19 protein-coding genes and 1 tRNA gene are annotated in these 14,228 nt (G+C 57.5%); 6 read left to right on the top strand and 14 right to left on the bottom strand.

From position 1 onward, the window contains the following. Positions 1-52: 52 nt before the first annotated feature. From recG to sciP, 4 genes are all read right to left on the bottom strand, one after another. Positions 53-2,146: an ATP-dependent DNA helicase RecG gene (gene recG / locus D3P04_RS14720; protein ID WP_119750524.1), complete on the bottom strand. Its 2,094-nt coding sequence runs from the start codon at positions 2,144-2,146 to the stop codon at positions 53-55. Between the two features lie 2 nt (positions 2,147-2,148). Next, entirely contained in the window at positions 2,149-4,329 is a 2,181-nt protein-coding gene (ligA, locus tag D3P04_RS14715; protein WP_119750219.1) for an NAD-dependent DNA ligase LigA, read from the bottom strand. A gap of 181 nt (positions 4,330-4,510) precedes the next feature. After that, positions 4,511-5,221, bottom strand: a complete 711-nt coding sequence (gene ctrA / locus D3P04_RS14710) for a response regulator transcription factor CtrA (RefSeq protein WP_119750217.1) — start codon at positions 5,219-5,221, stop codon at positions 4,511-4,513. A gap of 103 nt (positions 5,222-5,324) precedes the next feature. Beyond that, positions 5,325-5,591: a CtrA inhibitor SciP gene (sciP, locus tag D3P04_RS14705; protein WP_119750215.1), complete on the bottom strand. Its 267-nt coding sequence runs from the start codon at positions 5,589-5,591 to the stop codon at positions 5,325-5,327. Between the two features lie 157 nt (positions 5,592-5,748). Here sciP and mnmA point away from each other — a divergent pair, with 157 nt between their 5' ends. After that, on the top strand, positions 5,749-6,921 hold the full coding sequence (gene mnmA / locus D3P04_RS14700; protein WP_119750213.1) for a tRNA 2-thiouridine(34) synthase MnmA: 1,173 nt from the start codon (positions 5,749-5,751) through the stop codon (positions 6,919-6,921). Here mnmA and D3P04_RS14695 read toward each other — a convergent pair. Next, positions 6,893-7,303 carry a SufE family protein gene (locus D3P04_RS14695; RefSeq protein WP_119750211.1) on the bottom strand — a complete coding sequence of 137 codons (411 nt, stop codon included), beginning with the start codon at positions 7,301-7,303 and terminating at the stop codon, positions 6,893-6,895. The two genes, mnmA and D3P04_RS14695, sit on opposite strands and share 29 nt — an antisense overlap. 112 nt (positions 7,304-7,415) lie before the next feature. Between D3P04_RS14695 and D3P04_RS14690 the strand changes: the two genes are divergently transcribed. Together D3P04_RS14690 and D3P04_RS14685 are read left to right on the top strand one after the other, a co-directional pair. Beyond that, the gene (locus D3P04_RS14690; protein ID WP_119750209.1) at positions 7,416-7,925 is read left to right on the top strand and encodes a hypothetical protein; all 510 of its coding nucleotides are present in this window, start codon (positions 7,416-7,418) and stop codon (positions 7,923-7,925) included. A gap of 50 nt (positions 7,926-7,975) precedes the next feature. Beyond that, positions 7,976-8,065: transfer RNA gene (locus D3P04_RS14685), tRNA-Ser, on the top strand. 141 nt (positions 8,066-8,206) lie between these two features. On the opposite strand, the gene D3P04_RS14680 is transcribed toward D3P04_RS14685, so the two are convergent. From D3P04_RS14680 to D3P04_RS14665, 4 genes are read right to left on the bottom strand one after another with little or no spacing between them, the layout of a single operon-like run. After that, the gene (locus tag D3P04_RS14680; protein WP_119750207.1) at positions 8,207-8,395 is read right to left on the bottom strand and encodes a hypothetical protein; all 189 of its coding nucleotides are present in this window, start codon (positions 8,393-8,395) and stop codon (positions 8,207-8,209) included. Beyond that, complete coding sequence (locus D3P04_RS14675; RefSeq protein ID WP_119750205.1) at positions 8,392-8,664, bottom strand: hypothetical protein; 273 nt, start codon at positions 8,662-8,664, stop codon at positions 8,392-8,394. The genes D3P04_RS14680 and D3P04_RS14675 overlap by 4 nt, the downstream gene beginning before the upstream one ends. Then, positions 8,661-8,864 (bottom strand): hypothetical protein, encoded by a 204-nt coding sequence (locus D3P04_RS14670; RefSeq protein WP_119750203.1) that lies wholly within the window; start codon positions 8,862-8,864, stop codon positions 8,661-8,663. The genes D3P04_RS14675 and D3P04_RS14670 overlap by 4 nt, the downstream gene beginning before the upstream one ends. Beyond that, positions 8,861-9,061, bottom strand: a complete 201-nt coding sequence (locus tag D3P04_RS14665) for a hypothetical protein (protein WP_119750201.1) — start codon at positions 9,059-9,061, stop codon at positions 8,861-8,863. Before D3P04_RS14665 ends, D3P04_RS14670 begins: the two co-directional genes overlap by 4 nt. Before the next feature lie 291 nt (positions 9,062-9,352). Here D3P04_RS14665 and D3P04_RS23970 point away from each other — a divergent pair, with 291 nt between their 5' ends. The 3 genes from D3P04_RS23970 to D3P04_RS14645 all read left to right on the top strand — a co-directional run bounded on the left by D3P04_RS23970 (position 9,353) and on the right by D3P04_RS14645 (position 10,327). Further along, positions 9,353-9,526, top strand: coding sequence for an Arc family DNA-binding protein (locus D3P04_RS23970; RefSeq protein ID WP_119750197.1), 174 nt, complete (start codon positions 9,353-9,355; stop codon positions 9,524-9,526). After that, entirely contained in the window at positions 9,504-9,722 is a 219-nt protein-coding gene (locus D3P04_RS14650; RefSeq protein WP_232845023.1) for a hypothetical protein, read from the top strand. The genes D3P04_RS23970 and D3P04_RS14650 overlap by 23 nt, the downstream gene beginning before the upstream one ends. Positions 9,723-9,991: 269 nt before the next feature. Next, the gene (locus D3P04_RS14645) at positions 9,992-10,327 is read left to right on the top strand and encodes a hypothetical protein (protein WP_119750193.1); all 336 of its coding nucleotides are present in this window, start codon (positions 9,992-9,994) and stop codon (positions 10,325-10,327) included. Between the two features lie 166 nt (positions 10,328-10,493). On the opposite strand, the gene D3P04_RS14640 is transcribed toward D3P04_RS14645, so the two are convergent. The 5 genes from D3P04_RS14640 to D3P04_RS23405 all read right to left on the bottom strand — a co-directional run bounded on the left by D3P04_RS14640 (position 10,494) and on the right by D3P04_RS23405 (position 14,133). After that, positions 10,494-11,228, bottom strand: a complete 735-nt coding sequence (locus tag D3P04_RS14640) for a DUF3800 domain-containing protein (RefSeq protein ID WP_220475358.1) — start codon at positions 11,226-11,228, stop codon at positions 10,494-10,496. Positions 11,229-11,561: 333 nt separating this feature from the next. Further along, on the bottom strand, positions 11,562-12,743 hold the full coding sequence (locus D3P04_RS14635; protein ID WP_119750191.1) for a phage major capsid protein: 1,182 nt from the start codon (positions 12,741-12,743) through the stop codon (positions 11,562-11,564). After that, positions 12,740-13,426: an HK97 family phage prohead protease gene (locus D3P04_RS14630; protein WP_119750189.1), complete on the bottom strand. Its 687-nt coding sequence runs from the start codon at positions 13,424-13,426 to the stop codon at positions 12,740-12,742. Before D3P04_RS14630 ends, D3P04_RS14635 begins: the two co-directional genes overlap by 4 nt. 156 nt (positions 13,427-13,582) lie before the next feature. Further along, positions 13,583-13,828 (bottom strand): hypothetical protein, encoded by a 246-nt coding sequence (locus D3P04_RS14625; RefSeq protein ID WP_119750187.1) that lies wholly within the window; start codon positions 13,826-13,828, stop codon positions 13,583-13,585. A 131-nt stretch (positions 13,829-13,959) separates the two neighbouring features. Continuing rightward, positions 13,960-14,133, bottom strand: a complete 174-nt coding sequence (locus D3P04_RS23405) for a hypothetical protein (RefSeq protein ID WP_182912882.1) — start codon at positions 14,131-14,133, stop codon at positions 13,960-13,962. Positions 14,134-14,228 lie beyond the last annotated feature (95 nt).

Genomic DNA, 14,228 nt, shown 5'->3' with positions numbered 1-14,228 from the left:
AGGAGTTACCATCGTCCTGTTTCCTGCCCATTCAAACCGGATATAGAATATTTCACCCAACCGAAATCAGGCGGATAGCCTGATCCTGCTGCATGAACCACATCAGAAAGCGTACCGCCCTCCCCCGTGCGCTCTCCAAAGACGGATCGCGGTCAAGCAAAGCGCGAGCATCCTGCCGGGCGACAGACATCAGGCCCGCCTGATGTTCAAGATCGCCGATATGGAAGCGAGGCAATCCGGATTGAGCGGTTCCTATCACATCGCCAGCTCCTCGCATCTCCAGATCGACCTCGGCAATGCGAAAGCCGTCTTCGGTATCGCGCAGGGTCGTCAGGCGGCGCGCGCCGGTTTCACCCAGTGGCGCGTGATACATCAGCACGCAGGTCGAGGCCTCCTGTCCGCGACCAACCCTTCCACGAAGCTGATGAAGCTGTGCAAGGCCAAAACTCTCGGCCCGTTCGATCACCATGATCGTGGCTTCCGGAACATCGACCCCGACTTCGATCACCGTAGTCGCCACAAGGATACGGGCGCGACCGGAAACGAAATCAGCCATTGCCGCGTCACGTTGATCCGGCGGCATCTGCCCGTGAACCAGCCGCACCTCTTCGCCGAACTGCGCCCTCAGCGACTGAAACCGCGCCTCTGCCGCGGTCAGGTCGCTGACTTCGCTTTCATCGACCAGCGGGCAAACCCAATAGGCCCGCGCACCCCGGTCCAAAGCCGCCTTCAGGCGCGCCGTCACCTCATCCAGCCGCTGATCCGAAATCATCACCGTGGTGATGGGTTGCCTCCCCGGCGGCTTTTCGTCCAGCACTGACAAATCCAGATCGCCATATTGCGTCAGGGCCAATGAGCGCGGAATCGGGGTTGCGGTCATGATCAGCATATCAGGCGGCACATCGCCCTTGGCCGATAGTTCCAGCCGCTGCGCGACGCCGAAACGATGCTGTTCGTCGATGATGGCAAGGCGAAGATCCTTGAAATGCACGTCTTTCTGGAAAACGGCATGGGTTCCGACCAGAATGTCGATACGCCCCTGCGCAAGGTCTTCCAGAAGCTGTGCCCTCAGATCGCCTTTGTTTCGCCCGGTCAGTGCCGCCAGTCTTACCCCTGCCGCCCGCGCCAGAGGTTCAAGCGCACGCGCATGTTGACGGGCAAGGAGTTCGGTCGGCGCCATCAGCACCGCCTGCCCGCCGGCCTCGACCGCGATCAGGGCAGACAGCATAGCGACCAGCGTCTTTCCCGCACCCACATCTCCCTGAAGCAGCCGGTTCATGCGGCGATCGCTGGCCATATCGGTGGCGATTTCGTCGACGGCCCGATTTTGCGCGTTCGTCGGAGGCCAGGGTAAATTGCCCAGCACCTTCCGGCGCAGTGCGGCATTGCCGCTAGTAGGTCTGCCCTTCAATCGTCGTTTTTCGCGCCGCACCAGAGCCAATGTCATCTGATGCGCCAGAAATTCATCATAGGCCAGACGCGTCCTCGCCGGGCTATCCGGCGACAAATCGCGGGGGGATTGCGGATCATGCGCCAGCTTCAGAGCATCGGCGAATCCGGACCAATCGCGCTCCTTCAGCAATTGCGGGTCGATCCATTCACTGACCTCGGGCAGATGCTCCATCGCCGCGGATATCGCCTTGCTCATCATCCGCTGTGTCAGGCCCTGCGACAAAGGGTAAACCGGCTCGAATGCCGCAGGCGGCGGGTCGACTTCACGCAGGATATGATCAGGATGAACCATCTGCGCAAGCCCGTCGAACAGTTCGACCTTACCGCTGACGATCCTGCGCGCCCCGGTCGGTAGCTGGTTTTCGATCCAGTCGCGCCGGGGATGAAAAAACACCAGAGTCAGATCATCGCCATGCATATCCGTGCAATGCACCCGCCACGGACGACCGCGCGTTTTCGGCGGAAAATGGCGGCCGACCGTCACATCGACAATCACGATCTCGGGCGGATCGACCTGATTGATCCGCTGGATCCGGCGGCGGGTGATCCCCGACGAGGGCAGCGTCATGATCAAATCACGGGGCCGCTCGATTCCCATCTGCATCAGGGCGGCCTGCCCCTTCGGCCCGATACCGGGCAAGGTGTCGATTGCGGCGAAAAGCGGGAAAAGCGACGGGGGCCTGCCCTTCGGCATGCTCATTGTCCCGCGATCCGCATCCATTCATCCTCGTCGATGATCTCGACGCCCAGATCGGCAGCCTTTTTCGCCTTGGATCCCGCCCCGGGCCCGGCGATCAGCAGATCCGTCCTGGCACTGACCGAACCGGCCACCTTGGCCCCCATCGCCTCGGCCCGCGCCTTGGCTTCGGCCCGCGTCATGCGCTCGAGCGTGCCGGTGAATACCAATGTCTTGCCACTGATCTCGGTTTGTGTCGCCAAACGTGCCTTGGCAGGTAAAATATCCAGCATCCCGGTCAGCCGGTCGATGCTTTCGCGCTCGCGCGGTTGGGTGAAACTCGTCACGAGCGTTGTCACCAGCACCGAGCCGATACCATCGATTCCCGCCAGTTCGGACCAGTTTGGACTTTCATCCAGAACGGCACGGCGCGCCTTGTCATCCTTGGCTGTGAAGGCAGGTTCGGTCGCCGCGCCGTCGATTGCCACAACCAATGCCTCCCAGGTTCCGAAATGCCGGGCCAAAGTCACTGCAGCCACTTCTCCGAGATGTCGTATACCAATTGCGAAAAGAAGCCTTTCCAATTGTATACGACGCTTTTCCTCGATTGCATCGAACAATTTCCCGACCGAACGATCGCCAAAACCGTCCCGGTTCTTCAGCTTGCCGATATTCGCGGCATCGCGCTTTGCCAATGTGAAGATATCTGCCGGTTCGCGGATCGGCAGAATATCATCGGCAAAAAACATCTCGATCTGCTTTGCTCCCAGCCCTTCGATATCGAATGCAGATCGGCTAACAAAATGCTTCAGTTTTTCAATTGCCTGTGCCGGACATATCAACCCACCCGAGCAACGGCGAACCGAATCCCCTGGCTCGCGGATCGCGTCGGAACCGCATTCGGGGCAATGGGTCGGGAATTGATATGGTCTGTCATTCTCACGCCGTGCAAGATCCACATCGGCGATCTTGGGAATCACGTCACCAGCACGATAGACCTTGACCCAATCGCCCGCGCGGATATCACGCCCCTCGCGGATCGGATTGCCGGAACTGTCCTTTCCGGCGATGTAATCCTCGTTATGCAGCGTCGCGTTCGAGACGACGACCCCGCCAACAGTCACCGGATCCAGCCGCGCAACCGGCGAAAGCGCCCCGGTCCTGCCCACCTGAATCTCGATCCGGTCAAGACGCGTCCAGGCGGTTTCCGCCGGAAATTTATGCGCGATCGCCCAGCGAGGCGTGGTCGAACGGAAGCCCAGCCGGGCCTGATAGCCCAGATCGTTGACCTTGTAGACCACCCCGTCAATATCATAGCCCAAGGTTGCCCGCTGCTGCTCGATCTCGGTCCAGGCGGCAATCATTTCGTCCGGACCTGGACACAGACGGGTCAGCGGGTTGATCCGAAAACCCAATTCTGCCATTCGGTCGACCGCACCCATCTGCGTATCCGAAAGCGGCGTGGTTAATTCACCCCAGCTATAGGCGAAGAACTTCAGTGGTCGAGTAGCGGTGATCTTGGGATCAAGCTGCCGCAGGGAACCGGCGGCGGCATTGCGCGGATTGGCGAAGATACGTGCGCCTTCACCGGAATTGAGTCGCGCAAAATCGTCATGCGCCATGTAGACCTCGCCCCGAATCTCGACAATTCCCGGCGCGTCAGCCTGCAATCTCTGGGGAATATCGGCAATGGTCCGTGCGTTCGCAGTGACATTCTCACCAATCATCCCGTCGCCGCGTGTCGCGGCCTGAACCAGTTCGCCATCTTCATAGCGCAATGACAGCGACAACCCGTCAATTTTCGGCTCGGCCGTGAAGGCCAGGGCGGAATCGGGTCCGAGATTCAGGAAACCGCGAATCCGATTGGTGAAATCCTGCACATCCTCATCGTTGAAGGCATTGCTCAACGACATCATCCGCTGCGCATGCGTCACCTTGCCGAACCCCTCGGAAGGCGCGGCGCCAACCTTGTCCGAGGGCGTATCTGGGCTTCTCAGTTCGGGAAAGGATTCCTCAAGCTCTGACAGTCGTCGCTTCAACGCATCGTAATCCGCGTCGGAAATCTGCGGCATGTCATTCGCGTGATATTCCTGGTTGGCACGCGCAATCCTGGCAGTGAGGTCAACGATCTCATCGGCCGCCTGCTCTTTCGTCAGTCCCGCCAACTCCTGCGTCGACGCGTCAAGATTCCGTTTCGCCATTCCGATATGCCTGTCTTGCCGTTGCGATGCGCTTCCCTGCTCCAGAGGAAAACCAGCACCCTTATAAAGCGCGATTTCCGCCGCCCCAATACGGAAAACAACAGCATTTACAGCAGGCAAGACTTGTCAAGATCACGCGGCTAGATATGAACCCGTCGGCAATCGCGCGTCAGGCTGACGGTCAACGTCCGATAGCCAGCCTCTCATTCTCCACAGGAAGTGGCTCCCGCATGACGTAACCACGCCCCCAGACCGTTTCAATCGGGCAGGCATATCCCAATGCTTCGCTCAGCTTTTTCCTGAGCTTGCAGATGAATACGTCGATGATCTTCAGTTCGGGCTCGTCCATGCCACCATAAAGATGATTAAGGAACATCTCCTTTGTCAGCGTGGTGCCCTTTCGCAGCGCCAGAAGCTCGAAAATCTGATATTCCTTACCGGTCAGGTTGACGGGTTTGCCACGCACCTCGGCCGAGCGGGAATCGAGATTTACGACAATTTCGCCAATCTCGATGATTGCCTGACTATGCCCCTTGGAACGCCTGACCACCGCGCGGATACGCGCCAGCAACTCATCGCGATCAAATGGTTTGGTCATGTAATCATCGGCACCGAAACCAAAACTACGCAGCTTGCTTTCGATATCCGCGGAGCCGGTGAGAATCAGCACCGGTGTCGCAATCCGGGACAGCCGGATGTTCCGAAGCACCTCCATACCGCTCATATCCGGCAAATCGAGATCCAGAAGGATCAGATCGTAATCATACAGCTTCGCAAGATCGATGCCTTCCTCGCCCTGCTCAGTGATAAAGACGTTGTAGTTCGACGAGGTGAGCATCAGTTCGATCGCCCGCGCCGTGTTTGGATCGTCTTCTATAAGTAAAATTCGCATGGTCTGCGATCCTCATGCCATTCTGTACACCCTGTGAAAATACTAATCGAGGATCCTTTATGAAACGTTACCACACTCATCGAATGTATTCCTTAAAATTTTCCTACTTACGGTAGTGCTGCAAAAATGTCACCTTCAACGCCGATGCGCCGTGATCGATCATCGCCCGACACCAACTATCGAATTCCTCCTCTGTCAGATCATAGCGTTTCAACGCCTCATCTTTTGAAATCAGCTCGTAAGCAACTGCGTTTACAACAATTTCTTTTCGCGATGCCACCCATCTTGTGTCCGGAGGCGGTAAATCCGCAACGGTCAAGATCCGGCCATCCGGTAAGGTTGCGGTGACGGGCCTGTTCTTTTTTATCACGTCCTGGTTCCCCTGTAACTGATCAAAAGCAGGGGAATTTCAACATCCATGGCTTAATCTGCGGTTATTCCATGGCCGCGCATGACTTGAGAATGCAAGGAATTTGACTATATTTCGATGCAAATTAGCGCCGCTTTCCTGCCTCCGGAGCCCATGCATGACCCAGCTTGCCCATGATCGCGCGATCGCGCGCGACAATGGATTGAACAGCCTCGGCTTTGCCAAACCACCAGCGCAAACCCGCGTGGTAGTGGCAATGTCCGGTGGTGTGGACAGTTCGGTCGTGGCTGCCAAGCTGAAATCCGAAGGCTATGACGTGATCGGTGTCACCCTTCAGCTTTACGATCACGGCGCCGCATTGGCGAAAAAAGGGGCGTGCTGCGCAGGGCAGGATATCCACGACGCCCGGCGGGTCGCCGAACGGATGGGGTTCCCACATTACGTGCTTGATTACGAAAACAAATTCCGGGAATCCGTCATCGACGAATTCGCCGACGCATATCTTGCCGGAGCTACTCCCGTGCCCTGTATCCGCTGCAATGAAAGGGTGAAGTTTCGCGATCTGCTGGAAACCGCCCGCGATCTGGATGCGGATTGCATGGCGACCGGCCATTATATTCAGCGTAAAGCCGGCCCGGACCGGGCGGAATTGCACATGGCCGCTGACCCGGCACGCGATCAAAGCTATTTCCTGTTCTCGACCACGCAAGAGCAGCTCGATTTCCTGCGTTTCCCTCTTGGTCACCTTGCCAGCAAGGCTGCAACGCGGGCATTGGCTTCGGAATACGGCCTCTCTGTGGCGGACAAGCCGGACAGTCAGGATATCTGCTTCGTGCCGAACGGCGATTATGCAAGCGTGATCGAAAAACTGCGGCCCGGCGCCGCTGATCCCGGCGAGATCGTGGATACCGACGGGAATGCCCTGGGGCGCCATGACGGCGTTATTCACTACACTGTCGGTCAACGCCGCGGCCTTGGCATCGGCGGCCTGAGCGAACCGCTTTACGTCGTGCGACTCGATCCGGAAATGCGCCGGGTCGTGGTGGGTCCGAAATCGGCTCTTGCCACAAGCATCGTGCCGGTTACCGAGGTCAACTGGCTGGGTGATCAGCCTTTCGAAGGCGAAATTCCCTGCCTGGTCCGCATCCGCTCCACCCGGCCGCCCCGCCCTGCGATTCTTCGCCCGGTCGACCGGACCCGGGCCGAGGTCGAACTGCTGGATGCGGAAGAAGGTGTCAGCCCCGGTCAGGCCTGTGTCTTCTATGAAACCGGCGGCACCCGCGTGCTGGGCGGCGGCTGGATCACGCTGCGTCGGCGGCGAGCTGCCTGATCCGCTGCACCATGGCCCGCAGCCCGTTCGACCGCTGCGAGGAAAGATGCTCGTCCAGCCCCAGCCGCGCCAGTTCCGCCTGTGCATCCACCTGCCCGATCTCAGCCACGGTCAGCCCGGAATAAAGCGCATGCAGGATCGCGATCAGGCCGCGCACGATCATCGCGTCACTGTCACCCTGAAAATCGAACCGCCCGTTTTCGATGCGCGGCATGATCCAGACCTGACTCGCACAGCCCTCAACCTTGGTCGCCGGCACCTGCAGTGCGGGGTCCATCTCCGGCATGGCCTTGCCCAATTCGATCACGTGACGATAACGTTCCTCCCAATCATCAAGAAACTCGAACGTGTCGGCAATGTCTTCAAAAGCGGAGCTGGCCATGGAGATTCCTTTCCAGAATGAATTAACCCGCGCGAGGATGAAGGTCAAAGAGGCTTTAATGCCGCGCCGCTTTCCCTTAACAGTCGGAATAGTGTTTCGCGGGGGATGCCAAATGACTCGACTGACTGCATCTTTGCTGGTCTTTGTACTTCTGCTTTCCAGCTGTGGCGGACGCGGCAGCGATAGTGGCCTGAATCCTTTTGGCTGGTTCGGCGGTGGCGGTAACAGAGAACAGCCGGTGTCATTGATTCCAGATGATGGAACGATCGTCACCAATCTGCCCGCGGGGATCCCACAGATCGTTTCGGCCCGCTGGGAGCCGCTGAACGAGGGCAGGCTGCTTGTGGCTACCGGTCTGGCACCGACCAAAGGATATCATGACGCTAGGCTGGTGCCAATGCGCCCACAGCCAAGCGACAGGCTGTCACCCGATCCCGATGGCGTGCTGCGTCTGCGTTTTGCGGCCCAACCTCCTGCGCCAGACAGTCAGGCCGCCCGCCTGCCCGCAAATCCGGCAGTTGATTCGATCACCGTTGCCCTGGCAATTTCGAATGTCGAACTTGCCCGGATTTCCAGGGTCGAGATTTCCAGTGCAACCAATATCGTAAGCCTGAACCGCTAACCCGATCTGCGGTTGCACCCGCACTCTTGTCGGGATAATCCCACGATGTCGGAGGCGTGGCAGAGTGGTTGAATGCACCGGTCTTGAAAACCGACGTGGGTTAACGCCCACCGTGGGTTCGAATCCCACCGCCTCCGCCAATAATCACCATTTAACCAATTGATTTATAAGCATTATTGGCAGTTTCAATAACCGCTTTTCCGCCAATCCTTCCCCCACTTGAAAGCGGAAGATATCGGAACATGAGAGAATCACCCCGACCGAAGCCGGGGCGATCAGTGTCAGGCCAGCTCGTCAAAGCCGTCCTCAAGCTGCGCGGCCATCTTGCCCGCGACATGGATCAGGCCAGTGACGATACTGCTCAGGTTCCGGTTGTCGCCGCCCGCGTTTTCATTGTCGATGAAGTCGGCGGCCTCGATCACCAGTCGCAGATACATGGCATCCAATTGTAATAGGCCCTTGGTTTTCATTCCTCATCCCTCCTGTAGAGGCCCGCACCGGCCTTAGCTTGCAGCGCTTCGGTTCCGTCGATCACGATCCCCAATAGCGCCTGCGCGATCTCCAAGGTGCTGGCAGCCGCAGAAATGCGCTCCTCATCGGTGCATGCCCCGCTGCCGGTATTCTCAAGGGCAAGCTGTGCGGTACGCACAAGGCTGCCGACCAAGTAGCTGCAACTGCCTGCCCATTCCTCTGGCTGATCGGTCTTGATGATGTTCTCGGGGTGAAATGGATAACTCATGCTTCACCTCCCTTCGCCGGGGCGCAGGTATGATCCAGATCGGCAAACACCTCATCCAGCATTTTCAAGGCCATTTCTAAGGCAGGGATCGGCATCGGCTCGGAGCCGAACGCCTTTCGCGGATCGAGGCAGGTTTCCAGCGCCAAGATATGCTGCTGGATAATGCTGATCGCCGTGCATTGCTTGTCCCAACTGGTCATGCCGCACCGCCTTTCAGACCGTCCAGAATTTCGTTTGCCCTGCGGATTTCTTCCTGTATGCGGCCTGCGCCATAGGCGAGTGCGTTGCCGTTCTGGCTATCGAAGAAGTCAGCGGACATGAATATCAGTTCCGCGGCAGAATGGGCCGCGCTAAGCGCGTCCTGCGCGTCAAGGATACTGGGTTGTTGCTCGCTCATGCTGCGCCCTCCATGTACCGGGACACACGGCGCAGCGCGGCGCGTGTGTAGCTGCGGGCCTCGCGCTCGGCCTGGGTGTAGCCGGTAGCGCGTTCGCTGGCGTCCAGAGCGAGGGTTAGAAGGTCGTGGAGTTCGAGAAGGCTTGCATTAGGCAAGCCAGGGGCCATATGGCAATGAGTAGCCATGCGCTGATCCTCCGTAGATCAGGGTTTCGGTTAGGGCTGATTGGGTGCTGTAACACCTTGTCAGCCCGCTTCATTGTTCATACATTAAAATACAAGTCAACACAAAATGTGTGAGAATGTGTTAATGGCAAAGCAAGCTGCTCTATCGTTCCGAATTCCTGACGAAATGAAAACTGCGCTGGAAAAGGCGGCGACGGATGACGACAGGTCTGTATCATCCCTAGTCATGATAATTCTGCGAGATTGGTTGAAAGAGCATGGTCATCAAGATGGCACGTAATTCGATGATCCAACCTCTGTTCGTGAGATTAGAGACTGCCGCCAAGCTTCTCGACATGAAGCCGGCCGAGTTCCGGCAGCTTGTCGAGGCAGGCGCATTGCCGGGGCCAGTCAGGCATGAGCGCTGGGACGTTGAACAAATCCGGTCTATCATGCGCGGAGATGCCGTGAAGCCGCATGAGGAATTTGAGATATGAGAAGTTTGCACCTGTTCGTCTCTGTGGATGCCGGAATACAATGGCCTGAAATGATCCGCATCTATCTGGATGAGCGGCGCGGCGATGAAGTGGTGCGGGAATGACATGGCTTGAATATGCTCTTCTTGGCGGGGGCGCTGCCGCCTATGCATTCGTTTGGTGGCTGGCCGGTCGGCGAAACAAAAGCACGAAACTCCATCAGAGTGAAACAACGTGGGTGGATACCAACGGGGGCGATTGATCGTCAGAGAACTTCCGAGAGGTGCAGAATGAACATTCCCTGCAAAACAGCGCTTGCGCTCATCGTCCTGTCGGCAGCGACCGGTATGGCAGTGGCTGAACCGCGCTTTGCCGATGCGACAGAAACGATCGAGGAACTGCGCGAGCTTTACGATGACGCGGACGATATGTGCCGGGGTCTTTCGGGTGACACCATGAAGTCACGGGCCGCATGCGTCACGCGAGCAATCTACGGCAATGCGTTGAATGACAAGGGCTGGTGCTTCGGAACGGAAGATCAGGCTAATGCCGGCATGGAATGGCACGAATGCACAACAGGATCGCTCCGCTTTGATCCGGTGATCGTACCCGGCATTCTGGATTAACGCGGACTTCACGGGCATGAAAAAGCCCCGCTCGGTGGCGGGATAAGGCAAAAGATTATTAATTTGACCGTAAATGTACAATTGTTGTATCATTCACTTGCCTATAGCCCGAAGCCCCGGACACTAGTCTGGTATTCTTAACGGATAGGGCTATAGGCCGTGCTACCTATCTATGAATTTTAGGCGTTACATTCCATCGGCTTATCGCTCGCGCGTAAGCTGGACAGTTTCCTGTTATCGTTGGCCAGCCTGTTCGCTCGAAAGCATACTCGGCGAGTTCTCTTTTTATTCCAACTGAGGCACTCAGGTGGCGCCCATTGCGATATGACGCAAGTGCACCCAACGTAACGTCTAGGAGTTGCAGCATTGGTTCAGATTCTGATGATCTGGGCTGTATTTTCTGGATGCAGTCATAAGCATTTGGACCATACTTATTTCCAGCTTCATATTTAAGAGCACCCAGTTGGTCAGGAAGCGCACTGGTGCAATCTCCATCATCAGGAATAACTACCACGTGATGCTTGCTGTAGTGGCGGGCAGCCCGGTGCAGTAGCAACTGATAGAAGCTCTTACTTACGGTGTCTATTCGCTTTCTAGGCCCGCTTAAATTATGGTTGTATTCTCCCATTGGATTAAATCGAATGTGAAAGTGCATCCGTCCCATGCCGATCTGATCAAATAAATAATTTATGTAGGCGCGTTGGATTTTTCCGTTAAACGATTTCGCCTTAACCCATTTGACTTCACCGTTTCGGTTTAGCTCTGCTTTAATCCGCGCTAAGTCCTTTGTCGCCTCGCCAGCTACCTGCCTCGGCATTGAAAGGCCAGCAACTGAGCACCATTCATCAGCAACCTGGCCCGCCTCATCACAAAAGAATAAAATATTTTTTGTTTCCGCCAACCTTACATGCCCACTATATCGCTATCGTCCGATTAGATAATGCTCATCAGATGATTGCGATTCTGCAAGCGAAAATCCGCCTATAATTGCACTCCCACACATCAAAAGGCCGGAGCAACATCCCGCCGCCCCGGCCTATGGTCCCTCGAAAGGGTCAGATTGGTCGCTTCGGCAGATCATTGCCGTCTCTTGGTGCGTGCCGCGCTTGGATTAACTGCCGCACGCTGTCGGGGTTATACCTCACTCTCCGACTGACAGGGGATGCGTTCGGAGGTGCAGTCGCATCCAACTTGCGAGGGACGCAATAGCAGATGCGCCCCGCTCCCCTACCGGTTAGACACCGGTCGGAAACTGGCCATAGGTCAGTGCCAGCGGATCCTTGATCGCCAGCGCCAGCCGTTCCTCGGCAAGAATCGCGACAAGGTTACGCACGAAATAATCATCGTGGCTGTTGCTGACCTGGACTGTCGGCTGCCAGCGGTCATAGATCGTCGCTGCGCGGCGGAAGTTGCCGACAAGGAACGATCCTTGCGCGATTGCCGGGGTCACGACAGCAGGAAGCCCGAACAGGCGCGGCTCTACCGCATCAGCAGGATGACCCAGGATGTATTTGCCATCGGTATCCTTGAGGGTCCGCATGGCGGTCCAGTCTGCCGGATGCACGATCATTCCCTCTGCGGGCAGGTTCGCCAGCGCATTCTGTAGGATGGCCGATGCAATCGTGTCGATCATCGTTGGGCTGGTGGCACCCAGCGGGTCGGTGAAGGCGGTGGCGTTTGGAATCAGGCCGGTCAAATTGCTGCCGGTGCCGTCGCCATTCAGCAACTGAACTTCCTCGGCCTCTTGCAGCCCGTAGCGCAGTTCGCCGTCAATCAGATCGCGAAGCTGGGCGGAATCGTCCAGCACCTGCCGCGAGGCGGTGATCCAGTGCGCAATGACGCGCGCCGGGGCGGTGCGCAGTTCCAGCGCCATATCGCTTTCGGGCTTCAATGCCCCTTCTGCAACCGTCGCTGCGCCGTTTGGACGCGAGGTCTGGATGATGTATTCCGCCGCGTTGCCGCTCATCTGAACCGTGGACAGCAAATCACGCACGGTCATCCGCTGCCGGGCCAGCGTCGTAACTTCGCTATCGCGATAGTTGGGCGCCATCGCACCGGCACTGGTCGCGCCAGTCGTGATATCCTTAACCTCAACACGGTAGCGCCCGGGGCGCGATCCATCCTCCGAAAAGGATTTCAAGCCGGGGCTTTCAACGAACTGTTCGCCCCATGATTTTGCGCGCGTGGGCGCAGCAACGCCATCTCGGGCGATCATCTGTTCCATGCCGCGCATAGCTTCGCGGGTGCCTGCATGCTCTGCTTCGACTTCCTTGATCCGCCGGAGCGTCTCATCCGCGTGCTGGCCGAACTTCTTGGCCAGGGTCTCGAAAGGGTCGCCTGCATCCTTGGTTTCGATCAGGTGCTTGCGGACAGCAGCAACTGCGCGGCTGCCGGGGGTTTTGAAATGGTAGGTCATGTTTTCCTCATAAGATCGGTGGCCTGCTCGATCATCTGGGCCAGTTTCAGGGTGCGCTCATGCGCTTGGGTGTCAGTTGCCAGCGCCGGGAAACCTCCCGCCGCAAAGCGTTGTGCCGCCGCCTTGGAAAGCCCAGCGTGACGCAGGAACTCGACGGCATCCGATTTTGTGGAAAGGTGCGGGGCGGCTTTAACCGCCGTCACGATTGCGTTGGTGTTGGCTGGTGCGCTTACAAGGCTGACTTCGACCAGATCGACCTCATCCAGCGCCCAGACGCCTTTGCCGATATAGCGGCGTCCATTCTCTGGCGTGACAAAGCCGATACTGAATGCAGCAACGTCACCAGCCCGCGCGTGCTCGAACGCCTCCCGGCCCCGGTCAGTCTTGAGATTGAACCGGCCCGTAACACGCAGCCCTTTCGGATCGTCCTGAATATCAATCCAGTGACCGATCGGGTTTTCCATCTGATGTTGCCAGAGCATCGCCGGGCGGGTGCCGCGCTGGGCATGCTGCGCCAGTGATTTTGTGAACGCGCCAGGCTGAACAATATCGCCATGACGATCAGGCTCACCGCCATAGGTCGATGCCCAGCCGGTAACAGTGCCATCGGCAGCCGCTTTCACGTCCAATTCGAACGCGGTCGCGGTGCGAAGGTCGTCAGTAAATTTCTGTAGGGGATCCATTTGCCACCTATGCAGACACGGAAAAGGACGGGATATTTCCCGCTTGCTTTGCCTCGTGCCCGGTTTGGTGGCCGGTGCAGTCGAAGGGTGTCGTCGGTATGGTGGCCGATCTGACAACCAAAACTTAGCACAATGCAGCGGGAAAGTCAACGAATCTCAATGCTTATTGTTGGGTGCGGTCGGGTCGAGGCGATCGAATATGCCGCCTTCAACCGCCTTAGCACATTGTTGGAATGCCTCAACGGCTTCGGCCTTTCCGGTGATCGACACCATTTGCGCCGCCGTGAAGGTTAACAGCCGGTCAAGCATCATTTCATGCGATGCCCCGATGCTTCCGACCATCAGCTTTGCGGCTTTGGCAATCGCGCGATCACATGCGGCCTTCTCTCTATCGTCAGTCATTTCAGATTCCTTTCATGTTCATGCAGCCCTCGCGCGCGTGCGTGAGAGACAAAAAACTGTGTTAGCAAAAAACGTCTCTGATGCTCGCCGGTACCGAGTTGGCCGGTTGTGGAGTTTCACCCACCCCCCGGTCATTGCCATGCCTCCCGACTACGGGGATCGTTCATCGCGTCGTACAGGTGCTTCATCACCGCCATCGACTTGGCAACCATGTCGATCAGGGCCTCGAACCGATATCCCTGCATGTCGATATAGGCGCGGCCGCGATACTCGATCATGTCACTCATCGTCGATGCATTGGTCATCGAAAGTATCCTCTTTCTTGGGTTGGTGCCGCGCCCCAAGGGCGGCTTCCAACCTCTGGGGGGTATGGGGGGTTGGAAGGAACAGGGGTTGGAAG

Origin of the sequence: Paracoccus onubensis (assembly GCF_003591515.1) — a bacterium.
Lineage (GTDB): Bacteria > Pseudomonadota > Alphaproteobacteria > Rhodobacterales > Rhodobacteraceae > Paracoccus > Paracoccus onubensis.
The sequence above is the reverse complement of the archived record's forward strand: the minus strand, read 5'-3'. Positions and strand labels throughout refer to the sequence as shown.